The following is a 26,071-nucleotide window of genomic DNA, read 5'->3' as shown; positions in this document are numbered from 1 at the left end:
GTTGCTCAATCATTGGCATTGGTAATTAGCAAGGGGTGTGCCAAACGGAAATATGTACTAATATTTTTTGTAACATACTGTTTTTATTTATTATTTTATTATAAGTAAAAAACCGATTGTGATTTTTAAAAATTAAAAATCACCAATTTGTAGGATACAAAAAAGCTACAAAAGTGAAGTGAAAGCTGAGACAATGCCCGGTCAAGGCAGGGAATTTTTTAGATTAGCGCAATAAATACGATATGTTATAATGCAACCCAGTTGGGGATATACTCCATCTAACCAAAAGATACCAAACGGTATGCATGTAATTATTGTCATACCATATGGTATGTAAAGTATAACTAACATATAGTTAAGTAGGGTAGTATACTTAAATCCACTAGCAAGTAGAGATTTTCACAAGCTTCACCTCCTCTATATCTCTTATATAAGGCAGAAGCGGTTAACCCGGCAAAAGGCCTGCTAAGGGCGATTTATCGGGATATCGCCCAAGAACGGATGAGGTTTTTGTAGTAAATCATGTAGCACCTCCGAAAGACAGCGCCAAAAACAACCCATTGATTATCCTTGATATCTCCAATTCATTTTATTTAGTCAAATAGAATATAAGTCAATATTATACTTATACTACATACATTTCACAAAATACTACAGATAATACTCGAACTTTACAGGGTTATCATTCAATCAATATCCGCAAAAACAAACAGACCTAACTCAAATATTTGGCTGATATCAGAAACAACCCGCCTAAACATTGCCAAACAGGCCTCAGCGCCATACTACAGATAGTCATCTATATAACTACCCGTAAATATGCATAAATTTTATTACACTACCTTACTTGCCCTATATTTTTAATTTTGTTATGGTGATTATCAAGAAAATAAAAATACTTTTAAGTGGAGTTTTTATTGGTGCAACACCTAATCATAAGCAAAGATCCCACCCTTCTTAAAACCACTCAACTATTTTGTTTTAACAAATCACCCGATCATTCAAATCATCCAAGCATATCGATCAAAAAGCGAATCTTATTCAACAACAAACCTAGATTTCTCAATCAAACTTATCTACCAATGGCCCAGATCGACAAAGAATCAGGATTCATATACCCACAACAATGGGAGGATAAAAATGAGAACAAAGTTTGGGTTCATGACGATTTTGCTTTGCCTTTTGCTTTTGGTTCCCTCAAGCGCCATATGCTGCACCACCATATTGGTGGGCAAATCCCTGACCGCAGACGGTTCCGTTCTGCATGGGCACAACGAAGACATGGGCTTTGTGGCCTCGGGCAGGCTCTGGTCTGTAAAGGCTCAAACCCATGACCAAGGCCAGGCCCTTAAGGTGCCCTATGTAAAGATCCCCCAGGTCAAGGAGACCTATCAATACTGGGCTTCTGGCAACACCCTTTCTTCCACCGGCCTGGGAGTGGCCGCGGAAACCAGGCCCTATGATTCCGTGCTGGTGGGCATGAATCAATGGGGCGTTACCATGAGCTGCAACTGGATGTGGTCCAAGGAAAAAAACCTGCCCAATAAAGGCATAAGGCGCTATGCCGTGCGCCAGCTGATTCTGGAAAGGGCCAAGACCGCACGCCAGGCGGTTCAGATTGTGGCCGATTTTATAGATAAATACGGCCAGGCCGATTGGGGCGGACTCACCTATAACCTGGCCGACCCCAAGGAGGCCTGGGTGCTTGAGACCACCAGTCAACACTGGGTGGCCAGAAAGGTAAAGGACAATGAGCTGTGGGTGGTGGCCAACCGCTTTACCATCGGCAAGGAGTTTGACTTAAGCAGCAAGGGGTTGAAGAGCTTTGCTCAAAAAATGGGCTGGTTTGACCCCAAGCGGGGTGATTTCAGTTTTAAGGATTTTTACGGCAGGCCGGACCGCATGAACCAGGCCTATGACAAGGACCGGGAAGCCAGGGCCAAGTCGTTTTTGCAGGGCAAGCAGGGATTTATAACCCCGGAAGACCTTTTCCTTATCCTGCGGGACAGGTATGAAGGCACGCCCAAATACACCAAGCCGTTAAAAGACGAAATCTGGCGCGAAGTCAGCGAAGGCAGGATGATCCCGCGGGCCATAGCCACCAATCTGTGCCAGTCTTCTTCCGTGGCCCAGCTAAGGGGCGATATGCCGGTCCAGGTGGGGTCTGTTATGTGGTATGCCATGGCAGCCCCGCACTACAGCGGATTTTTCCCGGTCTATGCCGGTGCTACAAAAATTCCGGCTGCGTTCAGCAATGTAAACAGCGCCTATTCCCCGGATTCCGCCTGGTGGGCCTTCCGGATGCTGCAAAAAGTGGCGGACACCAACTACAACCTGGCCTACCCCATGCTGCACAACTTCTGGACCGCCAACCATGCCAACATCCTTATCAAGCAGGCCGCCATGGAAGCCAGGGCTGTGGGTCTTTTCAACAAAAAGCAGGATAAAAAAGCCCTTGAGCTGATCAACACCTTTACCTTTAGCCAGGCGACGGATGCCTTTTATCACTGCCAAAGAATGCTGCGGCTTTTGCAGGACGCCAGCGGCAGTGTAGCGGTTTGGTAGGAAAGAGAAAAAAAACTGGAGTAAAATAAAATACAGAAAGTTAAAAACCATTAAACCAGGCCTGGGTATTTACCCTGGCCTGGTTTTTTTTAAATCGTCAAAATCTCACAACTCATTTTTATATCCAAAGTCATTAATGATCAACATTTAAAGGTAAAGTTATGCCTAAAAACCGTATAACCAGAAGATATATTGAATAAAATCAAATAGTTGTTATATTTGAAGCAATAGTTTTACCCCAACCTAAAGAGTGGATTATCATGCAGAATCAGGCTAAATTCAGGACAGATAACATTTCCATAAAAGCAGCTAAGAAAAAAGACAATTGTGGTGTGGCGGCCCATGAATTAGTGGAAGTTGACATTGATGAAACGACATCAAATAAAAAAATAACACTTCAAATAGATTTAAATCCTACCATTGAGGCACGTACAGGGGTTGAAGGATCTATATCATTTACTAACAGCAAAGGCTCTAAAGATTTCAATAGGGCACGCACATATAATCACCAAAGCTACTACGGTTTTTTTTATAGATATAAATTAGAAGAAAAGCCTTTTGGTCTAAGACAAGTAAGAGATCCAATGCTAACAGCAAAAGTAGGTGTCGGAATCAACGCAAATTATGTTCAAGCCAATAACAGGCTAAAAAGACGTAATTTTTCACGCGTTAGGCCAAGAGTTATAAAAGATTTAAGGCTAGAATCAAAAGTAGGTGTCGGTAACAATATAATTTACGTTCAAACCAATAATAATCAAGAAGAACATGAATATTTACCCAAAAGGAAATACGATGAAGCTTTTAAACGTTATAAAGAAAACTTGAAAATCATACAACAGGGTAGAAGCATACCTAATAAGGATTTATATCCCGGCCATGGAATTTTAAAAGAAGCACTAGAATGGACAATAAATAGTTACTCCCAGGAATACAGAAAAGACGTTAGAGAGCTGCTAATTGAAAAATTTAACATCTATTATGAGGGAGGTTATGAAGCCTATCATAAAAATAGAGGCAAAGAGTTCAAAGAATTCTTATCGAAATTTGGTGAAGCCCTTGTCTCTGAGGAAAATATTTTTGTAGCAGCATTAGAATATATTAAAACAAAAGGTGTCGGATGGTTGTCACTACTATATGGTACCTTTCTATCTATTTTACCTGAGATAATGGGTGCCAGCCCTGCAACAATATTTTGGTCAGGAGTCGGAATTGCCATTGCCGGTATTGTAGTTGTATTTTTTTCTTTAGCTTTGATACCGGGATTAATTGTCACGACACTCCTTTTCTTAGGTGGTGCAGCATTTGGTTCTTCAATTAATCATCACGCTCCAGAATTTCATGAGCAAATGATAGAATTTTTTAAAAATTTTCCACAAAACATTCAATTATGTTTAGAAAAGATGGGCGAGATAGCAACTCAACTTCAAGATCCTGATTTTCTATATAATGTCTTTAAGGATCAGTTATTGGCTTTCTGTCAGAACTTAACCAATCAAAATGGAGATTCCTGTTCTAAGGAAGAAGAAGATAAAGCCAATAACAATGAAAACTTTGATTCCTGGGGATATGCAGTCAGGTAATTCCACAAAAACCAACTAGTATTATTTTTTTGATAATCATTGAAAAATTGATCTTCACTAGGGTTTGGACGTGGATAAAATGCAAACCCTAGTAAAGATCAAAGAAACAAACAGGCTATTTTTTAGGGCAACTAGCCGCCGTTTGGATATCATCTTTGTAGATTCACATATCTTTCCTCTTTGTCAAACTACTTTCGCTTCACTAAGACGCTGAATAAAACATTTAGGAGTCCCATTTATCCTTTCCCCAGCCTTATTTTCCCGGCTCTATAAAACTTTTCGTGAATATTCCACTCCAAGACAAAAAGCCATTTCGATGAGTTGCGTAAATCAAATTGATTCCCCTACTGCCTGGGAGAAACAATTTAGATTGGCTGTCCTCTGCCGCAAAATGGATATCCACCCCCTTCACCTGAACTTCACGACACTTACCGCTGAATGAGGTAGAATGGAGGCCGCGGGTGGCTATGGGGCTGTGGTTGATGCTTGATACGGCATTCATGGGCCCCACAGGCTGCCAAGCCTGGCTTCTGGGGCATGGGCTTAATTTGTCATCAGGGGTTGCGAAAAGGCCGTTCCGGCCTTTTTCGCATTGCCAGTCAAATATAGTTGTTAATTTTGTGATTGAGTTGGGTCAATTAGATGCGTTACAGGCCAGATATTGACGGGTTGCGGGCGCTTGCCATTATTCCGGTGTTGTTTTTTCATGCCGGGCTGCCTGGCTTTTCGGGCGGTTATGTTGGGGTGGATATCTTTTTCGTTATCTCCGGTTTTTTGATCGGCGGGATCATACTCGAACAAAAACAGAACCGGTCTTTTTCTTATCTTCATTTTTATGAGCGCAGAGCCAGGCGGCTTTTGCCCACCCTTTTTACGGTAATCGCTTGCACCCTGATAGCCGGTTATTTCTTTTTAATGCCGGAGAACTATGAAGAGCTGTTTGAATCGGCCGCCTATACCACCCTGTTTTCTTCCAACTTTTTCTTTTTAAATAATATCAATTATTTTGCCCAAAACGCCGAGTTCATGCCCCTGCTTCACACCTGGTCTTTGGCTGTTGAGGAGCAGTTTTATATTGTGTGGCCGCTTATTCTGGCCCTTTATCTCAAAATCAGAAACAAATGGAGCGACTTAAGCGGGTTATTGTTTCTGGGCCTTATTCTAAGCGCCTCTTTTGTTTGCTCTGTCTGGTATCTAAGCGATCATGCACAGGCCGTTTTTTATATGCTGCCTTTTCGTTTGTGGGAATTGGGGCTCGGCACCTTGGTTCTCATTATCCTGCGCTCTCATCCCAATATGACCAAGTTCCATCCCGCCGCCTTTTCGATACTCGGCCTTGCCTTGTGCCTGGGCTCTGTTTTTCTGCTGGAAAAGCAAAGCGCCTTTCCGGGGCTTAACGCCCTGCCGGTTTGTTTGGGCGCCGGTTTATTGCTCTTCTTTGGCAGCGCCGCCAAAAATAAAATATCCCAAGGCTTTTCCTGGTCTGTACTGGTTTTTATCGGCAAAATCTCCTATGCCCTTTATCTGTGGCATTGGGTGATCTTCGCCTACTTCAGGATCTATAAAAACAGCCTCAACCTCAGCTCTTTAGACGGCTACAGCCTCATAGGCCTCACCTTTCTGCTGTCTGTGCTTACCTGGTTTTTGGTGGAAAACCCTTTGCGTTTCAAGACCAGCAAAAAACAAATTCTGGCCTTTTCCTTGGGTGTTGGGAGCCTTTTGCTGGCTGTCACCACCTGGGGGGTCATGACCGACGGCGCGTCCTTCAGGATGAAGATGGATATCAGCTATTTGAAATCCAAAAAAGTCATGTGGTATTGGCCCAGCAACATAAAAGAAGTCAAGGGGCTATCCAAGAATGTCTGCTTCTTTGGCGCAGACTGGGAAACAGCCCAAAAGCGCCTTATTCTTTGGGGCGACAGCCATGCCGAGCATTATGCACCCTTAATCGAGGCGGCAATCGACCCGGAAAAGACCTCGGTTCTTTTATGGCATAAAGCGCCCGCTTTTATAGATGATGATAAGGTCCGGCGTTGGCATGACCGCGGCACGCGTTTTTCCAGGCATTGCGGCATCAGAAGGCGATTAATGGAAAACTGGCTAGAAAATCAACCCCATAAAATAGACGGAATCATCCTGGCGGCAGCCTGGTCCAACTATGCCCAAAGCCTTTTCAGTAAGGACCACAAAAAAAGAAGCAGGGCCAAAGGCCAAAAGCTCATGGCTTTGGGGTTGAAATCCCTGTTAAAAAAACTGGCTCCCAAATACCCGGTTATTATTCTCTCAGATCTGCCCAGGCCCGGTAGAATCTTGCTTGCCTGCGCCTATCAAAAAGCCATCCCTTTGCTGCGCGCGCATGACGACAGAATGTGCCGCCCCCTTGACAGGGCCTGGGTGGATAAACGCCAGGGCCCGACCACCAGGATACTTAAAAAGGTGGCAAGCAAGTTCCCGCGTGTCCAGGTCGTTGATGCTGTGGACCGCATGTGCAGCGATGGCAATTGCCCTATTTTTATTGAAGGCCGCCTGCTTTATCAGGACAGCAACCATATCCGAAGGAATTTGAGCAAACGGGAAAAACAGATCCTGGTCAAAAAGCTTGGCCTGGAGGAGGCCTTGGCCTTTAAACCCGGACAAATGCGTTTGGCGGATAGACAGGCAAAAGACCGGCAGGAAGCGAAATAAGGCCATCTGCGCCCAACAGGCTGGTTTTGATGCCCCGGAGCCCCAAAGGACCCGGGGCTTTTATTTGGTCTGTGGATTGGCTGCTAGCCCATAAGATGCGTGGCCATGACCTTTTGCAGGTCATAAATGTTCACTTTTTGGTTAAACTTTTTTTCCAAGGGCTGTTCCGCGCTGCCGATCCAGATCTTTAACTCCGCATCCAGATCAAAATGACCTGCGGTCTCTATGCTGAACTTGGTGATCTTGGAGTAGGGTATGGAAAGGTAACTGGTCTTTTTGCCGGTCATGCCCTGAATATCGACCAGGATCAATCTTTTATTCGTAAAAACAAAGGTATCCCGGATAACCTTGAACCCGACATCAATGGACTCGCCCTCAATAATCAACTGACCGTATTTTTCATTCAGCTCCTTTACGTCAACTACGCCTGCGTTTCCCATAAGCCCTGAAAACAAACCCATGATTCCCCCTTTTGTCTGAAAATGAAATTAATTAACATGCGTTGTTATCCCCCCGTTCAGCCCGATGCTTAAGGCGGCAAAGAGCCGGGTCATCGCCCTTTGTCCTTATCTTGCAGGGATATTTCGACACTCATCTCTAACTGAATTTCTTCTTTATTCGAAAGATCTTCCGGGCGGGATTTTGCAAAATCAAGATTGGTTTGGGAACGTGATTTTTTTTGGATCCGTGCGCTGATCATCCCGACCGCGAAGACTATAGCCATTGCCAACACAGCCAGAACAGACAAATAATCATCCATCAGCCTTCCCCCCCGAGACAGACGTTTCATTTTTATTTATTGAAAAGCAAAAGACAAATAAAGAAATACTACAGACGCCACTAACACCGAGCGAGCAACGATCAACCGACCATTTTTTCAATCGGCTCTTTAGCGTAAACTTCGTCCGCTTTTCCCTTCAGCCCGATTTTCAATGCAATAACGGGCGAATTCATGGCCCCTTCCCAAGACCGGGCCGCAGGCCAAAATACTCAAGATCAAGGCATGGTAAACCGCAAGCCTTGTTAGAGTCAACTAATGATCTGGATGGGGCCTAACAGGTGGGGTTTTGATGTTAATCAGTCCCTCCTCGCCATTGTATGCCAAGGTTTTTTCCAGGCGTAGAATGACTGCCGCGAAGCACCAACCACCGACAGAATTTAAGGATATTGTCAATTTTCTCCTCATATTTCAAGACTCTCAACATCCAATTGATATCCCTTGAGCTTATGTCATTTCACGACATCCACTTCTTGAAGATTACTATTTAACAATAATCTTCAAGCGAAGTCGTGAGATTCAATCATTAAGCTTATGCAACTTGCCTTGAGTAATTCCTAATTGCAACAGGTCTTTCTTGCCTGATGCTTTGTTCCGTTCTAAAATAGGTTTGGCATTATCACATCGCACGTTGATCAACTAATTGAGGTAGTGTGCTTGGAAGAAATCCAAGAGGGGAATTGACAGCCTTGTGCTTGCCGCCACCTAAGTTACAGACACATAAAAAAATTCAAAAAACCGGAAACAAATACATTGATAACACAGAGAAACGATGACAAAACCGTTCGCTTAGTCGATTATCTACTTCGACTGGCGACTCTACGATCGAAGCTGATTCGTAAAATTGATGAATATGAAAAGGTTTTTTGGCTTTCAAGCCTCCCACATGAGCGTGAATGTTTCACTCAGGCATGGGGGCGTGACGAGGAACATGAGCTGGATGAATGGCTGGAAGTACAGAACCGGCGGGAACCTGAACTACCCTCCGTTCCTGCTCTATGCAAAGACTGGGTGGATCAAAAAACGCTACGAAACAAGGGCGACTTGCCCGAACTTCTGTCAGAAATTACTCGGCAAATTCAAAATCCCGATTGGCGCGAAGGGTCGGATCAACCAGAATTTATTCTGCACATTGAACGAATTGAGGATTACCCAACGATTCAGCGTGAATGGGACAGGTATATTAAAGAAAAGTGGCTACCCTGGACGGAATTACATTATGTTTGGGAAAAAGTCAATAAAGCTTATTCATCACTTTTTGCTATTTATCAGGAGCAACTTCGGCTTGGCGAAGAATACGAATTAGTGCTCGGTTTAGGTCTGCTAATTTGGCAGACGCCTACTAAACAGCCTGTCCGGCGTCACTTGGTCGTGGCGGATGCCATTCTTGAATTTGAAGCTCGTTTGGGCAAATTCACAGTTCGGCCCCATACTGAAGGCGCAAAATTGCGGCCTGAACTCGATATGCTAAATATTGAGGATCAACCGGCGCGAGCCGAAGAAGCTGCAAAGAATATGCTCTCCAAAGCGGAAGATGACCCATGGCAAAAGGGACACATTGAAGGTGTGCTTCAGTCCCTGGTGCATTCGATCAACTCGCAAGGCGATTATTACGACTCACTTGAAACGAAAAGTGTCCGTGCTTCCGCAAAGCCAATTGTCGAATATGCTCCCGCATTGATTCTGCGGAAGCGCTCTGCCAAAGGCCTTACTGAGACATTGAAGCGAATCAGGGAGCAAATTGAACAGGGCGAAAATATTCCCGGAGAATTCGCGGACCTTGCCGAGGTTAGCTCGAATAGCGGTCGCGAACCGGCGGATGCGCCACAGGAACTCAACGCTACATTCGATGGGGAAGTCTATTTCCCAAAACCATCGAACGATGAGCAACGCCGCATCGTAGATAAAATTCGCACTGCAAACGGCGTTCTTGTACAGGGACCACCTGGGACTGGAAAGTCTCATACTATTGCGAATCTGATATGTCATCTGCTTGCAACAGGCCAACGAACACTGATCACGGCGAAAACGCCACGTGCACTTCAGGTTCTCGAAGGGCTAGTTCCGGATGAGTTACGGCCTCTCTGTATCAACCTGCTTGGTAGCGGACTTGAGGAACGGCGCTCCTTAGAATCCAGCGTGGGAGGAATTCTTCGCAAGAATGAGGAGTGGAGAGAAGACCACACTGAGCAACAACGTGCGGAACTTGAAGTCCGACTGAGAAAACTCAGGGGAGAAAAGGCCAAGGTCAACCGGCGGCTCCGCGACATCCGAGAATCCGAAATACATACGCAATCTATCGCGGAAGGAGCCTATCGAGGCACAGCGGCCAGAATAGCGGAGGCCGTCAACCGCGACCGAGCATCCTATGATTGGTTTTTGGATGAAATCCCTCTTGAGGAACCATGTCGGATAACCGAAGACAATTTGCACAACATTCTTGAGGCGGTCCGCCGCTTTACACAGGAAAAACGAAGAGAATTGGATCTTGTGTGGCCCGATGCAATGCTTTCTTCGGAAGACTTTGCCGATTTAGTAAGACATGAGGCCCAAGCGATTAAAGAAGCGGAGAACTCAGTAAGCGAGGCCGATGAACGTATCACTGATTTGTTGGTTGTTAACAATCCCGCAATCATTGAAGCAGTCCGTTACGGTCTATCCTCTTTTTCCGATGCTCGGAAAAGATTAACGGCGTCAACACATTCATGGATGAATGATGCCTTACGCGATATTATGGGCGACGACTCGTCCTTGTGGCATGAACTTCTACGTGTGACGAGATACGTAATTACGTCAATTGAAGAACTAGTTACGGGTGCTGACGAGACCAAAATAGAATTCTCTGACACCACCGATATCAGGTCCTTGCACGAAGACGTCCACAAACTGAAACAGCACATGGAGAATGGCGGAAAGCTTGGTTGGGGTGTATTCCGTCCCAAGCCGGTGAAAAAGTGTCTTTATGTCTTAAAAACTGTGAAAGTAAACGGACACCCATGCACTACAATCGAACATTTCTCAACCATTGCTGATGCACTGTATGTCCGTATTGAATGCGAGAAGGCATGGGGATTCTGGGCACAGCTAAGTGACAAGACTCAGGGGCCGTATGCACTACAATTAACCGCCCTCAAATCGCTACGCGTTGCGCTTGAAAACGCCTTAGCGCTTGAAGAACTCATTGCCAATTGCCGAGAAGAGATAGGCCAATGTTCAGGCATGGTTGAACCTGTATGGGCGGACTCATCTCAAGTTGAACAGCTTATTTCCTCGTGTAGCCTTGCATCGGCTCGCATACGTAGGCAACTTGCTGGCAAAGACATCCAGCGTATCGAAATCCCAATTTCTTCGTTGGCAGCCAAGAGCGACACGCACCCGGCAACGAAAGAATTACTATCTGCGATTCGTGACCGCAATGTGGATAGATACACACAAGTCGCAAACAGAATTCAGGATTTGGAGGAAGAACGCCAGCGCCTCCGGAAAGTCGAAAAAGTTCTAAGGGAACTACACGACCAGTTTCCGCACCTTGCAGAAAGCTTAGAGCATACCTGCAATGAACCATATTGGGAGGAAAGAATCCGGCATATTGGCGATGCTTGGCATTGGGCGCAGGCGCGATATTGGATCGCGGATTACATCCACCAGGAAGATGTTCCGGCGCTCGCCAAGCGCGCCAAACAGATCGAAGATGAGATCAACGGTATTATCGCGAAACTTGCGTCGCTTCATGCATGGTCGTTCTGCTTCTCGCGACTCAAAGAAGACCACCGCCGTCACATGGAAGCTTGGCAACAATCCATGCGGAGGCTTGGTAAGGGGACAGGGAAGCACGCTCCTCGCCATCGCCGTGAGGCTCAAGGGCATCTGAATGAATGTCGCGAAGCAGTTCCAGCCTGGGTAATGCCTTTACACCGTGTTTGGGATACGGTGGATCCTACGCCGGGCATGTTTGATGTAATCATTGTCGACGAGGCTTCACAATGCGGCGTTGAAGCTCTTCCTTTGTTTTACCTGAGCAAGAAGATATTGATTGTTGGCGACGACAAACAGATTAGCCCTGATGCCGTGGGATTACCGCGTGGTGCGGTACATCGCCTAATGGAAGAATTCCTTTACGATTTCCACTTCAAATCCTCATTCGATATTGAGAGTAGCTTGTTTGACCACGGGAAACTTCGTTACGGAACCCGTCGGATTACGTTGCGCGAGCACTTCCGTTGCATGCCTGAGATCATTCGCTTCAGCAATGATCTTTGCTACTTAGACACACCTTTGATTCCCTTAAGGCAGTATGGACCCAACCGTTTGCCACCTCTTGAACATGTTTTTGTGAATGGCGGGTATCGTGAAGGCTCGAACAACCGGGCGATTAATCGTCCGGAAGCTGAGGCTATCGTCGAGAGGATCGAAAAAATATGTAGCAACAACCGGTACAATGACAAGACTATGGGCGTGGTGGTGCTTCAAGGTGAAGCCCAAGCGGCTTTGATCGAGAATCAATTACTTGAGCGATTGGGTGCTGAGGAAATGGAGCGGCGACGCTTGGTCTGCGGCAACCCTTACAGCTTTCAGGGCGATGAGCGGGATATCATGTTGCTGTCACTCGTTGCGGCCAGCAACGAAAGGATTGGCCCTCTCACCAAAGCAGCCGATGAACGGCGCTTCAACGTGGCGGCCAGCCGAGCTCGCGACAGAATGATTCTTTTCCATTCTGTAACCTGCGATGACCTTAGTAGTACTTGCCTTAGGCGAAGACTTCTTGCTTTTTTCGAGAATACAACACCTCAACAAATAGCTGGGATTGAAAGGAATGAGCTTGAGCGCCGGGCTGCGCAAGACAATCGGAGTGTTGTGAAGCCCCCACCTCCATTTGAAAGCTGGTTCGAAGTTGATGTTGCATTAGAAATACTCCGAAAAAAATATATTGTATTGTCACAATATGATGTAGCTAGGAAGCGGATCGACCTTGTGGTTGAGGGCGGGCAGGCGAGACTGGCCGTTGAGTGTGATGGTGACAACTGGCATGGGGCTGATCGATACGAAGAAGATATGCAGCGTCAGCGGCAATTAGAGCGTTGCGGATGGGAATTTTTTAGAGTCAGGGAATCATCATTTTACTCAAACAAAATTGACGCCTTGAAGGGCCTTTGGGATGCGTTGGATGAAAAAGGAATTTACCCACAAGATGCTAATACCTTCAAAGAGTCAAGCCCACACGAGCCGCAAGAAGAGCCGACTGAAGAAAGATACCAAGAAAGAGAATCTACTAAGCCCATTAATGAGTTTGAAGCTGAAATCAAAGTCGACGTTGAGGATACGGTAGTTTATATCGATATTAATAATCCCCAGTCAGAAAAGCAGGCATTAATAACTTACCAAAAATCGAATCCAGAATGGGGTTACATTAATATCAACACTCCAATTGCACAAGCGCTTATGGGTGCTACACTGGGTTCCGTAGTTGAAGCGAAGCTGCCTAAGGGAACGGTAGAACTGCTGATTAAAGCAATCAAGAAACCAAGAAACTAATCCGATCTCTTGTTTAACCCCGGAAAGCCAGAGAGCTGAAATTGTTGGGCAGGCCATCACGGAGCAAGTGATAGACCCTAACTTTATGGATGGGCGTACACAGGTAACACCCCAGGAGATCGACGACTGGTGCAGGGCGCACGGGTGGGAGTGTGAGACGTTCAAAATTAACTAACACCGGTTGGTCGGGCATTGGTCGGGATTTTCCCCCTCCCCAAACGTACAAAGGGGTTAGCGTTTATCAACGCTAACCCCTTGAATTTATTATTTGGTAGGCCGGACGGGATTTGAACCCGTGACTTCCACCGTGTGAGGATGGCACTCTCCCGCTGAGTTACCGGCCTATTTTTTCTTGCCTCGGGGGGTTGGCCTTTTGTTGCGGCCTTCAGTTTTCTCCCGCCGTGACGAGCAATTATTTACACTATGTTTGACCTTTGTGCAAGCATGGATTTCCTGAGATTGTAATTTTAATTGCTTGACTTCCTGGGCGGTTAGTTTACGTGCTTCACCTGGCGGCAGGTCGCCCAACTTGACCGGGCCCACGGAAAGACGCACCAGTCTTTTGACCTTAAGGCCCACATAAGAGCACATGCGCCTGATCTGGCGTTTATGGCCTTCGTGCAGGACCACGCTGAGTTTGCTGTTCTTGGAGCTGGCGGATTTAACGTGCACCCTGGCGGGCATGGTCACGCCTTCTTCCAGGGGAACGCCGGTGCGCAGGGTGTTCAGCATCTGGGAGTTAACATACCCGTCCACCCAGACCTTATAAAGCTTGGGCACCTTGTATTTGGCCTGGGTCAAACGATAAGCCAAATCACCGTCATTGGTCATCAGGACCAGGCCCTCGGAGTCCTGGTCCAGGCGGCCCACGGGATAAACCCTGGCCTTGACCTCGGGCGGTAAAAGATCCATCACCGTCTTGCGGCCGTGGGTGTCTTTCACCGTGGTCACAATGTCCACCGGCTTATGCAAAAGCCAGTATTCAAAGGCCTCCGGTTTGGGCAGGGGTTTATTGTCCAAAGTTATGGTCTGCTTTTGGGGGTCGGCCTTAAAGCCCAGCTCGGTTACGGTCTTGCCGTCCACAGCCACCCTGCCCGCCTTGATGATCGCCTCGGCGCTCCTGCGGCTGGCAACTCCGGCCTGGGCCAGTATTTTCTGTAGTCTTTGTTCTGTCATGCATTCCCTCAAACCTGGGGCTCATAAGGCCCTGGTTTGGGTGTATCTGTTTCTTGTGTTTCAGGGAGTTCTTCTCCCTGGTCCGGGTCATCCATATCCGGTTCTTCCGGCTCTTCATGATCCTGCAAGGGCAGTTCCAGCACGCCTTCCGCCTTTTGGGCCACCACAGGCTCAAGGTCGCCCATCAGGGCTTCCATTTCCTCCAAGGTGGGCAAGTCCTTCAAGTCCTTAAGACCGAATATCTCCAAAAAGCGTTTGGTGGTGCCATAGATCAGGGGGCGTCCGGGCAGGTCCTTGCGCCCAGCCACCTTGACCAGATCCTTTTCCATGAGCATACGCAGAACACCGTCCACAGCCACCCCGCGCAGGCGCTCCACCTCTGCCTTTAAAACCGGCTGTTTATAGGCCACTATGGCCAGGGTCTCCAGGGCGGCGGGCGAAAGCCTGGCCTCCGGAGCTCTTTTGGATCTGCGCAGCCAGGAAGCCAGTTCCGGCTTGGTGCGAAAGGCGTAGCCGCCCGCCACCTCCAGCAAGGTAAAGGCCCGGTCCATTTGCTCGTATTCCAGGAGCAGCTCACCCAACGCCTCTTTTATGGGCGTGGTCTCTTCCCGGCCCAGGGACCGAGCCAACTGGGGAATGGTCATGGGCGATTCAGCCACAAACAAAAGCCCTTCGATGATCTGCTTCATCTCTAAGCTCATGCGCTCAAGCCTCCTCGTCTTCCTGTAAGGGTCTATTGAAAATGCGCAGCACGCCCCAGCTCTCCTGTTGAGAATCTCCATCATAGGTGCGTTGCTGATAAACCTTCATAAGCCCCAGCCTGGTAAGCTCCAAAAGAGCCAGAAAGGTTACCACAAGATTGTCCCTGGTGCGCACATCCGCGAAAAGCTCTTCAAAAAGAATGCTTTCAACAGACTTTATCATCTCCAGCAGCTGGGTCATGCGGTCTTCCAGGGAGATTCCCTCATCAGGCAGGGAAAGATCCAGGGCGCGGACCTGCCTTTGCATGAGCCTGTGAAAGGCCTCTATCAGGTCAAAAAGCCCGGCCCGCACCAGGGGCGGCTCCTTGCCCTGGGCCAGGGCCTGGTCCAGCTCCTTCTGGCCGCCGCCCCTGGGGAAGATATCCCTTTGCAGCCTGGGGCGGCTGTCCAGCTCCTGGGCCGCGGCCTTTAGCCGCATATGCTCCTTGAGCTGGGCCACCAGGTCTTCCATGCTACCCTCTTCCTCGTCTTCATCGTCCGAAGGGTCATGGCTCGGTAAAATGCTTTTGCTTTTTATATGGGTGAGAGTGGCTGCCATGACCAGAAAATCTCCGGCCAAGGATATGTTCATCTCTCTCATCAGTTCCAGGTATTCCAGATATTGCCGGGTGATCAGGGCTATGGGGATGTCGTAAATATCCACCTCGTTCTTGCGAATGAGGTGCAGCAAAAGGTCCAAAGGGCCTTCAAATATCTCCAGCTTGACTGAAACACCCATAAGCCTAACCCAGCCAGGGCAGGAGCAGGCCCGCGAACCAATAGGCGGGCTCCACAACTACCCAACGGATAACATTGGGAAATCCCGGTATCCAACCCGGCAGAAAGATCATAGCCAGAATAATCAGAAAACCATAGCGGCTTATCTGTTGATATTTGTAAGCCGCCTGGGGCGAAAGCAGGCCGGTCAATATGCCCGAGCCGTCCAAAGGCGGCAGGGGTATGAGGTTGAACAGGGCCAGGGTGAGGTTAAGAATCACAGCCGAATTCAAAAAATAAACCACATACTCCAGGGTGTAGCCCCAGTGCTCGGCGGAAAACAGACCCACGCGAACCAGGCCGTTGAACAATAGCGCCAACAGCACGGCCAAAAGAATATTGGAGGCAGGCCCGGCCGCTGAGATAAGCATGCCGTCCTGAAGCGGGTTTCTCAAGTTTCTGTAATCCACGGGCACGGGTTTGGCCCAGCCTATGCCCGAACCGGCCAGGGCGGTTACAAAAAAGGCCAAGGTGCCTAGAGGATCCAGGTGTTTAAGGGGGTTTAGGGTCATTCTGCCCATGAGCCTGGCTGTGGGGTCTCCCCTTTTATTGGCCACAAAGGCGTGGGCAGCCTCGTGCACGGTGAGGGCCAGCAGAATCGGCGGGGCCAACAGGGCCACCTTGAGTAAAAATCCCTGAATAGTATCCATTTAAACCGTCTTCTCCAGATAGGAGCCAAACTCGCTTTTAACCAGGGCGAGTTCATCTTCTTTGGTTGTAACTTCCCCGTCCAGACGGGCGGCCAGCACCCTTTCCAAAATCTCCTTGAAAAGCGGGCCGGGGTCAAACCCCATCCCGGCCAAGTCATCGCCGGTCAAAAGGGGCTTTACCTTGGTCATGTTGCCAAGATAGCGGCTCACCGCCTTTTTGGCCCATTCCTGCCTGGCCTTGGCCATTATGTAAAGTTGGTAAGCGGGCTTAAGCTTATGCAAAAGGTCATAGACCTTGGAGGGGCTCAGTTGATTGCGTTGCAAGCGGTTCAGCACCTTAAGGGTCTGGGCCCGCATCTCCTTGATCTCCCGCCTCAACCTGGGGGCCAGGGCCAGCCGGGCGCAGAGCTGTTCCATCTCCGCCTCGTCCAGGGGATCGGCCAGGGCCAGAAAATAGACCAGCCAGGGCCTGGTGGGCAGAGTAAGAAATGATAGCTTATACCAGGCCATGACCTGTTCCACACTATCCAATATGGCCTCGAGCTTGTCCGAGAGCTTAAGTTTGGGGTGATACACTTCCAAAAGGTTCAACTCGCCCAAGCGGCGCATGCAGTCGGTGGCCTTTTCCTCCAAAAGCATGTTCTCCAGCTCGTGAAAAAGCCGGTCTCCGGTGAGCAGCTTGAAGGCGTCTATTTTGAGGGCGTTTTTTATCAAACCTTCGGTGAACTTGCCAATGCGGAAATTAAAGCGTTGCTCAAAGCGCACCGCCCTGAAAACCCGGGTGGGGTCTTCCACAAAGGAAAGGTTGTGCAACACCCGGATAACCTTTCCCTTAAGGTCCCTCAAGCCGTCGAAAAAGTCCAGGATCAGGCCAAAGTCCTTGGGGTTCAAGCTCACCGCCAGGGTGTTTATGGTGAAATCCCGGCGGTAAAGATCCATTTTAAGGCTGGAGAGTTCGATCACCGGCAGGGCGGCCGGGGATTTGTAATACTCCATGCGGGCTGTGGCGACATCTATTATTAGACCATCGTCAAAGATGAGCTTGGCGGTCTGAAATTTCTTATGGGTGCGCACCCGCACCTTGCCGAGGCGTCTGGCCAGTTTTTTGGCCAGGTCCATGCCGTTGCCCTCAACCACCAGGTCGAGGTCCAGGTTGGGGGAGCGCAAAAACAGGTCCCGCACACTGCCGCCGACCAGATACACCTTGTACCCGGCCTCCTGGGCTGTGAGGCCCACGGTTTTAAGCACCTCCAAGATCTCCCTGGGAATGCGCTCGCGCATAAGCCCCTTGACCTGCTTGCGCCTCAGCTTGCCCTGGTCCTGGCCCGGCTCGGGCTGGTACTCCGGGATATGGGGGTTTTCTATGAGGTGATTCAAAAGGTCGGTGCGGGTGATCACCCCGGCCAGGCGTCCCTGAACCATGATGGGGACCAGGCGCTGGCTGTAGCCCATCACCGCCTCCTCCACCTGGTCCAGGCCCACGTCACCATCCAGGGGCTCCACATTGCGCTCCATGTATTCACTGACCTCGATCTTGCCCAGGCCGTGGTGCAAGGCCCGGTCCAGGATCTCGGTTCCGATCAATCCCATGATCTCATTGCCCCTGGCCACCACCAGCACGTTGAGCCCATAGCGGGAAAGTTTTTGATGGGCCTCTTCCACGGTGGTTACCGGGGTCACGGTGATAACCGGCGCGGTCATGAGGTCCCTGGCCTTGACCGCCGCGTTGATATGCACGTGCAACAAGGCGGCCAGGCGCTCCCTGGCCTCGACCAGGGTCATCTCCCGCAAGGTGGCGCTGGCCGCAGTGGGGTGGCCTCCCCCGCCCATGGCCTTGGCTATGCGCCCCACGTCTATCTGGGCAATGCGGGAACGGGCCATGAGGTAAAGCCTGCCCTCCATGCGGGCCACCACAAAGAGGGCGTCTAAGTTCTCCATATCCATGAACTTATGAACCAAAACCGCGAACTCGGGGATATAGCGTTCGCAGGATACCTCGCTCACCACCACTTCCGCCCCGCTGGCCTTGAACTTCACTGCGGCCTTGATCATATCGTTAAGAGCCCCCACCTCTTCCGGGGTGAGCTCCCTGGTGATCAGGTTGGAGACCACGTTCAAGTTGGCCCCTTTTTGCAAGAGCCAGCTCGCCGCCTCGAAATCCCGGGGCGTGGTGGAGGAAAAAGTGAAGTTGCCGGTGTCTTCGTATATGCCCAGGGCCAGGATGGTGGCCTCGTCATCGGTTAGGTCGGCCCCCTTTTTTTGCAATATCTCGGTCAGCACGGTCACTGCCGCGCCGACCGGCTCCACCACCTGGTAGTCGGTCTTGACGTCGTCTTCACTGTCCGGATGATGGTCATAGGCATGCACCGTAAGGCCCGGCACCTCCAAGAGCTGGCTCAGGGTGCCTATGCGGTCGGCCTGCCTGGTGTCAACCAAAACCAGCCTGGCTATCCTATCCAGGGGAACGTTTTTGACCTTTACGAAGTTATAGAGATAGCAGGTGGACTCCACAAAAAAGTTGCGCAGGTTGCGCTCCTGGGAGCCGGGCAGAACCAAAAGGGCGTCCGGATACAGTTTGGCCGCAGCCAGCATGCTGGCCAAGGCGTCATAGTCTGCATTCACATGGGTCGTGATCAAGGTGAGATCACGTTTTCGGCTATGAAGCGCTGTGGCTTTCTGGGTCATAACGATCGAACCGCCTTCAACCTCTGGGGTGATACCGTTTATGCACTTCTATTATGCGTTTTCTGCTTACGTGGGTATAGATCTCAGTTGTGCTGATATCCGAATGCCCCAACATCATCTGTACACTGCGCAGGTCCGCCCCGCCCTCCAAAAGGTGGGTGGCAAAGGTGTGGCGCAGGGTGTGCGGGGTCACCTTGCCGGGTATGCCTGCTGCCAGGACATGTTTCTTGATAATCTTCCAGGCGCCCATGCGGCTTAGGGCGCCGCCCCTGGCGTTCAGGAAAACCTCCTCTTTGAGCCCGCTTTTCATAAGCTGCTTTCTGGGGCCGTTCATATAGGATTTGAGGTGTTCCATGGCTGTCTGGTTCAAGGGCGCCAAGCGCTCCTTGCCGCCCTTGCCCCTTACCAAAAGGCAGCCGACCTGAAACTGCACCTGCCCCACCCCCAAGGTGATCAGCTCGCTTATACGCAGCCCGGCCGCATACATGGTCTCGAGCATGGCCCGGTCCCTGCGCCCCAGGTTGTTGGTCAAATCCGGGGAGGCCAGGAGTTTTTCCATTTCATTGGGGCTCAAAAACCTGGGCAGGCCGGAAGGCAGCTTGGGCCCCGAAACCTTGGCCAGGGGGTCTTTATCCACCATTTTGTTTTCGGCCAGAAACCGGAAAAGCCCCCTTACGGCAGAGAGGCGTCTGGCCCTGGTGCGGGCAGCCAGGCCCCGACGGGAAAGCCGGGCCAGCCAGCTTACAATATGCAGGGAATCAACCCCGTACCAGCCGGGGACCTCATGCTCCACAAGAAAGTCGGTAAAAGAACGCAGATCGTCACTATAGGCGGATACAGTGTTTTCGGCCAGGCCCCTTTCCGCGGCCAAGTGGGCGAGATAAAGGTCCAGATCATAAAACAGGCCCGGCCAGGGCTGATTAGTCTCTTGGCTCATAAACCAGGCCGCTCCCCTAAGTAAAAAGCGAAAATTCCGTCAAACCGCCTGCCCGGATCATCTGCCCCGGCAGGCGGTTTCTTTGAGCCGGGATCACCCCCCAAGCACGGGAATGCCCTTTCAACCGATCAGTCAAGATCATAAAAGCAATCAAGGTTGTTCAAAAGGCGGCATCCTTGTTCTGTCATCTCAACCATCTGTTCCAGGCGAACTCCGCCCCAGCCGGGGATGTAAATTCCCGGCTCAACCGTGAAAATCATGCCCGGCAAAAGCAGGTCCGGCGAGTTGGGGCCCACAGAGGGGAACTCATGGACCATGGTCCCCACCCCGTGCCCCAGGGAATGGCCGAACTTGTCGCCGTAACCGGCCTCGGTTATGACCTGCCTGGCAATGCTGTCGGCCTGTTTGCCGGTCATGCCGCAAAAAATGGAATCGATCGCGGCAACCTGGGCCTTACGCACTGTAGCATAGACCTCCTTGAAGAGATCACCGGCCTTTTCCCAGCCGCCCGCCGCAACCGTGCGGGAAATATCGCTGTTATAACCTTTGAGCCTGGCGCCCACGTCAAACAGGACCGGCTCGCCCTCCTTGATGACCCGGTCGCCGGGTACGGCATGGGGCTCTGCGCCGTTGGGACCGGCCGCCACAATGGGGTCAAAGGCAGGGCCTTCCGCGCCCAGATCCTCTGAGGCCCTGGTTATCTTCAAGGCCAGCTCCCTTTCGGTCATGCCGGTTACATCCTGGGCCAGGATCTCGCCCAATACGCTTTCAATCAAAACCAGGGCGGCCTCTATACTGCGGACCTCACCAGGCTCTTTGCGACGCCGCAAAAATGAGACCATGCCAAGGGTGGGAATAAACTCGCAGCCTTCCAGGGCCTGTTCCAGCTTGGCCTTTTGCTCCACCAAAAGGCCTTCCGCCTCAAAGGCAAGTTTTTTAAGCCTCAACTCAGGCGCCAGGTGGGCCAACTCCCAGGCCAGGCCCCGGGCGTAGATTCGGCAATTAAAATACTTTGCCTGCTCGCGCGCGCTCAGTTCATAGCGCATATCTGTAAAGATAAAGGCATCGGAAGCGGTTATGAGCAGGGCTCCCGAGGACTCGCCAAATTGACCGTCTTCTGCCGTGAAACCCGAGAGATAACGCCGATTAGCCGGCAGGGTTACCAATATTCCGTCCAATTCCTTGGACTTGAGCAGCATGCGGAGGGCGGCCAGACGTTTTTTTATCATTGACCAAACCTTATGTGGTGTATGTGGAAAAAACCTTATTTATTCAACCGTTAATGGCTTGTTATAACACCCGCCCAGATGTGTGGCAAGGCCGCCGGACAAACCGGGCTTGCCTGCAAAGGGACTTTTAAGGTAAGTATCCGACAGGCAAAACCGGCTCATGAAGACCGGGCTTAAGTTGAACACAGCAAAATACCGAGTTAAATTCAGGTGAATCATGACTTTCACTCCCCCTGCCGGACTTGTCACGGCCTTAAGCGCGGAGATTGTAAAAGAGCTCCTGGGCGTCACAAAAAAAAGCCCTGTCCCTAAAGTGGCTGAGGCCGCCATGCTCGAGCCGCCCGAGGATGGACTTTTGCCCGAAGATATTCCCGCTCCGGTGGTCCGGGCCCTGGAAAACCTGGCCCGCGACCTGGTGGAAACCTTGCTTTCCCTTTCCGGCAGGGAGCTTAGCACCGGGGATATGGAAGGCATATTGCACAAGGCGGCCTTTGCACACCTGAAAAGCATCGGCGCAAAAGAACGGATTTTCACCGCCCGCCTGGCCTCCCTGGCCCCCAAATTGGTTAATCTGCCCAGGCTGGCCGCCTGGGCCGGACAGGGAGTCAAGCTGTCGCCATTGCAGGCAACTTCAGCCCGGTCCGGGAGAGAACTGGTTGTGGGGCCTTCAGAGGAATTCAAGCAGGTGCTGAAAAACCTGGAGCAGGTGGCGGGAACTGATCTGCCGGTTCTTCTGACCGGTGAAACCGGGGTGGGAAAAGAGATGCTGGCCCAAAGGCTGCACCAGCTCAGCCCCAGAAAAAGCCGCCCTTTTGTTCCCTTGAACTGCGCCGCCCTTTCGCCCAATCTTTTGGAAAGCGAACTTTTCGGACACGAAAAAGGAGCCTTCACCGGGGCCGGAGCGGCCAGGGCCGGATATTTTGATTCTGCCCAAGGCGGCACTCTTTTTCTTGATGAAATAGCGGAAAGCACCAAAGACTTTCAGGTAAGGCTTTTAAGGGTCTTGGAAGACGGGCTGATAACCCCGGTGGGCAAAACCAAAGCCAGGAAGATTGATTTCCGCCTGGTCTGCGCCACTCACCTTGACTTGGCGAAGGAGGCGGAAGAGGGGCGCTTTCACCAGGGCCTTTTGCACAGGATCATGGTGATCCCGTTAAATCTGCCCCCTTTGCGCCAAAGGCCCGAAGACCTGCCCTGCCTGATTGATCATTTTATGGAGCAGGCCTGTTTTCTGATCAAACGCACCAGAAGGCTTCACCCAAAAACCCGGGAAAAACTGCTGAGCTATTCCTGGCCTGGCAATGTCAGGCAACTCAAAAACGTATTGCAGCGGCTGGTTGCCCTGTCCTCTGATTTTGAGATAAAAGAAGACCTGTTGCCGCCGGAAATAAACCGGCCCGTGCCCGGGGATCTGGCAGGGCTGATAACCGGCACAACCAAGGTGCCGAAAAACCGGGTGCAAGGCATCTGCCGGGTTTTGCAGGAAAAGGGGTCCGACCCCTTTTCCAACCAGGATCTGCGCAAGGAACTTAATTGTTCAGACACAACCGCCAAGAACATCCTGCGCGCTTTGGCTGATGCTGGTATTGTAGAAGTCACCGGTAAACAGGGTGGACGCCGTTACCATCTTTTAGAAAAATAGCCTGAAACCAATACCAAGGCTGATCCGGGTCGGGGCCAAGGGGCCGGACACGGAACAGGCCGCATTATTTGGGAGACAATAAAGTGGAATTTACGGGCCGCATGGCAGTGGTGGGCGGTGGCAACATGGGTACAGCCCTTTTAAAGGGAATTCTGGAGACAGCCACCGCCAGGGCCGATCAGATTGTTGTGGCGGAAAAGGCAGAGGAAAAGGCCGAAAAGCTGGCCAAGGAGCTGGGCGTCAGGACAGTGAACAGGCCGGAGCATATCGGCGAGGTGGATCTGGTTCTGTTCGCGGTCAAGCCCCAGGACCTTGATAAAGCAGCCGCCAGCCTGAAAAAAAGGCTCGAGAAAAAGGCGCTTTTCATAAGCATAGCCGCCGGGGTGACGATTGAAAGGCTGACCGGGTTACTGCCCGCTCACACAGCCGTGGTCAGGGCCATGCCCAATACTCCGGCCCTGGTCGGCATGGGGGCCACCGCCCTGGCAGCCGGGCCCGATGTAACTGACGGGCAAAAAAAACTGGCCCAGGGGATCTTTGAGGCGGTTGGACTGGCCGTTTGGGTAAAGGAAAAAAACATGGACGCTGTGACGGGGCTCTCCGGCTCCGGACCGGCCTATGTGTTCATGTTCATAGAGGCGTTGAGCGATGCGGGCGTTTTCCAGGGATTGCCCAGAGAAACCAGCCTTATGCTCGCGGCCCAAACTGTAGCCGGTGCGGCAAAATTACTGCAAATGAGCGATAAGCATCCCGCTGAGCTGAAAGATATGGTAACGTCGCCTGGAGGCACCACCATAAACGGAGTGCATGCACTTGAAAGCCGGGGGCTGAGAGGGGCCTTGATGGATGCAGTGGCCCGCGCCACCCAAAGAAGCAAGGAGCTGGGCTCCTGATTTACCTAACCCGGGCAGGGAGTCCCTAAAAAGGCGCGGCCTAAGGGAGCACGAGCGGGGGGGACCTGCGGAACTTATTTGAATTGCTCTTAATTATGCCCTTTATATAAGGAGATATCTAAGGGAAAACCTGCTTTTCCAATTCACTGCGAAAAAAGACCGCTCTTTTATATTTATGAAAACGAGGTCATCGCAAAACCGCATGCAAGAATTTTGCCTTTACGTTAAAAGCAGGCCTGGATATACTCTTTCGGCGAGGGTGCACAAGGAAATCAAAACCATTGCGACGTTTGCGCTTGATATTTTTACTGGCCCTGACCGCTATATTGGTGGGCACAGTGGCTGCGTATTTGCTGAATCCACCGGTGGAGCTGCCGCTTGTGGACACCCAAAACGCGCCCCAAATGGATGCGGACGGCAAGCCCAGGGTGCAGGGCCTTTCCTACACGCAGGTGACCGATGGGGTCAGAAAATGGCGACTGTCTGCGGACAGGGCCAAAATGGACCGGAAAACCGGGGTGATAACCCTTTTCAATGTCAATGTAACTTTCTTCAAGGAAAAAGGCGGCTGGATCAAAATCAAATCCGACCGAGCCGACTATGACCAGAAGAATCAGGTGGTCGGGCTTAAAGGCAAGGTCCGGGGCCGTACTTCAGACGGTTTGACCTTGAGAACAGAGGCCATGACCTATTTTGACAAAGAAAAACTGGTTGATACGGATTATCCCGTCACTGTGGCGGGGAAAAGGTTCAAAATTAATTCCAGGGGCATGAAGGTTTTTGTTCCCGAAGAAAGAGTTGTCTTTAAAAAAGAGGTGGACTCCACCTTTATTCCCGTGGGCAGTGGACCGCCCCGCGGAGCAACAATAGAGAATCCTAATTGATATCCAAAACCCTTTTTTAACGGGAGGACTGGCAATGAGGCTTTGGCCCATCCCGGCCGCGTTATTGATCCTTGCTCTGGCGGTTTCACCAGCCGGAGCCTTCAGCAAACCAGAAGCCAGCGATGAACCGGTGCACGTTGTGGCCGATCAGCTCGAGGTGGACGATACATCGCGTATAGCCACCTTCACAGGAACGGTCAAGGCAACCCAGGGGGATGTCAACATAGACAGTGACGTGCTGGAGGTCTATTACGAAAAGGACGAGGAAGAAGACGCCAAAACCGAGACCGAAAAACCTGCCACGGGCGGCATGGCCGAAGACGCCAGCAAGGTGCGCAAGGTTGTGGCTATCGGCCATGTGAAAATCAGGCAGGGAGACAGGCTTGCCGTGGGCCGCAAGGCCACCTACTGGGCCGGAGGCCGCAAAATGCTTCTGGAAGGCCAAGCCACTGTCTGGAAGGGTAAAAACCAGGTTTCCGGCGAAAAAATCACCGTATTCATGGATCAGGACCGGGCCGTTGTGCACGGCAAACCCGGCAAAAGGGTCAGCGTGACCATTACTCCCGGAGCCAAGAAGAAAAAGAAGTAAAAGTGCACAAACTAACCCTTGATAAGCTTGTCAAAATCTATGGGGGCCGCCGAGTGGTGGACCAGGTTTCGCTAAGCGTGCAGGACAATGAAATTGTAGGCCTTTTAGGGCCCAACGGAGCGGGAAAAACAACCAGCTTCTATATGACCGTGGGCCTTATCACTCCCAATGAGGGTTCGGTGCGCTTAGACGGCGAGGATATAACCGAGTTCCCCACCTACCAGAGGGCCAGGAGGGGAATCAGCTACCTGCCGCAGGAGCCCAGCATCTTTCGCAAACTCACAGTGGAAGAAAACATAAGGGCTATCCTGGAGACCCTGGACTTAAGCGAAGAAGAAGAAGAGGCCCGCATGGAAAGCCTGCTGGATGAGCTGAAGGTGTCTCATCTGCGCAAAAACCAGGCTTATTCACTTTCCGGCGGTGAGCGCCGCAGGGTGGAGATAACCAGGCTCCTTGTCACCGAGCCCACCTTCATTCTCCTGGACGAGCCCTTTGCCGGAATTGACCCCCTGGCTGTGGCGGATCTGCAGAATATCATCCGCCAGTTAAAGGACAGAGGCATAGGGGTTTTGATAAGTGACCACAATGTCAGAGAAACGCTGACTGTCTGCGACAGGGCGTATATACTTAATGAAGGAAACGTTTTAGAAGAAGGAGATCCGGAGACCATCGCCAACAGCGAAGTGGCGCGCCGGATTTACCTGGGTCAGAACTTCTCATTATAGCTTG

General features: G+C 50.7%; 18 protein-coding genes and 1 tRNA gene. 9 read left to right on the top strand and 10 right to left on the bottom strand.

Features of this window, described 5'->3' with window-relative positions; genetic code table 11:
• The first annotated feature begins 1,140 nt into the window (after window positions 1–1,140).
• The 3 genes from X474_RS18080 (at window position 1,141) to X474_RS18070 (ending at window position 6,830) form a co-directional block, all read left to right on the top strand.
• On the top strand, window positions 1,141–2,565 hold the full coding sequence (locus X474_RS18080) for a C69 family dipeptidase (protein ID WP_052515377.1): 1,425 nt from the start codon (window positions 1,141–1,143) through the stop codon (window positions 2,563–2,565).
• Window positions 2,566–2,825: 260 nt separating this feature from the next.
• Window positions 2,826–4,145 carry a DUF456 domain-containing protein gene (locus X474_RS18075; protein ID WP_044350885.1) on the top strand — a complete coding sequence of 440 codons (1,320 nt, stop codon included), beginning with the start codon at window positions 2,826–2,828 and terminating at the stop codon, window positions 4,143–4,145.
• A gap of 642 nt (window positions 4,146–4,787) precedes the next feature.
• A complete protein-coding gene (locus X474_RS18070; protein ID WP_044350884.1) occupies window positions 4,788–6,830 on the top strand; it encodes an acyltransferase family protein in 2,043 nt (680 codons plus the stop codon).
• 83 nt (window positions 6,831–6,913) lie between these two features.
• Here the strand turns inward: X474_RS18070 and X474_RS18065 are convergent, their stop codons facing one another.
• Window positions 6,914–7,291, bottom strand: coding sequence for a PH domain-containing protein (locus tag X474_RS18065; protein ID WP_044350883.1), 378 nt, complete (start codon window positions 7,289–7,291; stop codon window positions 6,914–6,916).
• 89 nt (window positions 7,292–7,380) lie between these two features.
• Window positions 7,381–7,590, bottom strand: a complete 210-nt coding sequence (locus tag X474_RS18060; RefSeq protein ID WP_044350882.1) for a hypothetical protein — start codon at window positions 7,588–7,590, stop codon at window positions 7,381–7,383.
• A 771-nt stretch (window positions 7,591–8,361) separates the two neighbouring features.
• Here X474_RS18060 and X474_RS18055 point away from each other — a divergent pair.
• On the top strand, window positions 8,362–13,140 hold the full coding sequence (locus tag X474_RS18055) for a PDDEXK-like endonuclease domain-containing protein (RefSeq protein ID WP_052515376.1): 4,779 nt from the start codon (window positions 8,362–8,364) through the stop codon (window positions 13,138–13,140).
• A 269-nt stretch (window positions 13,141–13,409) separates the two neighbouring features.
• On the opposite strand, the gene X474_RS18050 is transcribed toward X474_RS18055, so the two are convergent.
• From X474_RS18050 to X474_RS18015, 8 genes are all read right to left on the bottom strand, one after another.
• Window positions 13,410–13,484, bottom strand: a tRNA-Val gene (locus tag X474_RS18050).
• Window positions 13,483–14,316 carry a pseudouridine synthase gene (locus X474_RS18045; RefSeq protein WP_082464481.1) on the bottom strand — a complete coding sequence of 278 codons (834 nt, stop codon included), beginning with the start codon at window positions 14,314–14,316 and terminating at the stop codon, window positions 13,483–13,485. Before X474_RS18045 ends, X474_RS18050 begins: the two co-directional genes overlap by 2 nt.
• Window positions 14,317–14,324: 8 nt before the next feature.
• A complete protein-coding gene (gene scpB / locus X474_RS18040) occupies window positions 14,325–15,017 on the bottom strand; it encodes an SMC-Scp complex subunit ScpB (RefSeq protein WP_082464480.1) in 693 nt (230 codons plus the stop codon).
• 4 nt (window positions 15,018–15,021) lie between these two features.
• Window positions 15,022–15,795, bottom strand: coding sequence for a segregation and condensation protein A (locus tag X474_RS18035; RefSeq protein WP_044350879.1), 774 nt, complete (start codon window positions 15,793–15,795; stop codon window positions 15,022–15,024).
• 4 nt (window positions 15,796–15,799) lie between these two features.
• Complete coding sequence (locus X474_RS18030; protein WP_044350877.1) at window positions 15,800–16,483, bottom strand: site-2 protease family protein; 684 nt, start codon at window positions 16,481–16,483, stop codon at window positions 15,800–15,802.
• Window positions 16,484–19,168, bottom strand: coding sequence for a CBS domain-containing protein (locus tag X474_RS18025; RefSeq protein WP_044350876.1), 2,685 nt, complete (start codon window positions 19,166–19,168; stop codon window positions 16,484–16,486).
• Between the two features lie 16 nt (window positions 19,169–19,184).
• Complete coding sequence (xerD, locus tag X474_RS18020; RefSeq protein WP_044350874.1) at window positions 19,185–20,105, bottom strand: site-specific tyrosine recombinase XerD; 921 nt, start codon at window positions 20,103–20,105, stop codon at window positions 19,185–19,187.
• Between the two features lie 128 nt (window positions 20,106–20,233).
• Window positions 20,234–21,334, bottom strand: a complete 1,101-nt coding sequence (locus tag X474_RS18015) for an aminopeptidase P family protein (protein ID WP_044350872.1) — start codon at window positions 21,332–21,334, stop codon at window positions 20,234–20,236.
• 217 nt (window positions 21,335–21,551) lie between these two features.
• Between X474_RS18015 and X474_RS18005 the strand changes: the two genes are divergently transcribed.
• The 5 genes from X474_RS18005 (at window position 21,552) to lptB (ending at window position 26,067) form a co-directional block, all read left to right on the top strand.
• The gene (locus X474_RS18005) at window positions 21,552–22,976 is read left to right on the top strand and encodes a sigma 54-interacting transcriptional regulator (protein ID WP_052515375.1); all 1,425 of its coding nucleotides are present in this window, start codon (window positions 21,552–21,554) and stop codon (window positions 22,974–22,976) included.
• An 83-nt stretch (window positions 22,977–23,059) separates the two neighbouring features.
• Window positions 23,060–23,869, top strand: a complete 810-nt coding sequence (gene proC, locus X474_RS18000; protein ID WP_197282182.1) for a pyrroline-5-carboxylate reductase — start codon at window positions 23,060–23,062, stop codon at window positions 23,867–23,869.
• Between the two features lie 281 nt (window positions 23,870–24,150).
• Window positions 24,151–24,753: an LPS export ABC transporter periplasmic protein LptC gene (gene lptC, locus X474_RS17995; RefSeq protein ID WP_197282181.1), complete on the top strand. Its 603-nt coding sequence runs from the start codon at window positions 24,151–24,153 to the stop codon at window positions 24,751–24,753.
• Window positions 24,754–24,787: 34 nt separating this feature from the next.
• Window positions 24,788–25,342 (top strand): LptA/OstA family protein, encoded by a 555-nt coding sequence (locus X474_RS17990; protein WP_052515374.1) that lies wholly within the window; start codon window positions 24,788–24,790, stop codon window positions 25,340–25,342.
• Window positions 25,343–25,344: 2 nt separating this feature from the next.
• Window positions 25,345–26,067 carry an LPS export ABC transporter ATP-binding protein gene (gene lptB, locus X474_RS17985; protein ID WP_044350867.1) on the top strand — a complete coding sequence of 241 codons (723 nt, stop codon included), beginning with the start codon at window positions 25,345–25,347 and terminating at the stop codon, window positions 26,065–26,067.
• Window positions 26,068–26,071 lie beyond the last annotated feature (4 nt).

Origin of the sequence: Dethiosulfatarculus sandiegensis (assembly GCF_000931935.2) — a bacterium.
Classification (GTDB): Bacteria; Desulfobacterota; Desulfarculia; order Desulfarculales; family Desulfarculaceae; genus Dethiosulfatarculus; species Dethiosulfatarculus sandiegensis.
Note: the sequence above shows the minus strand (reverse complement) of the source record. Positions and strands in the feature narration are given on the sequence as shown.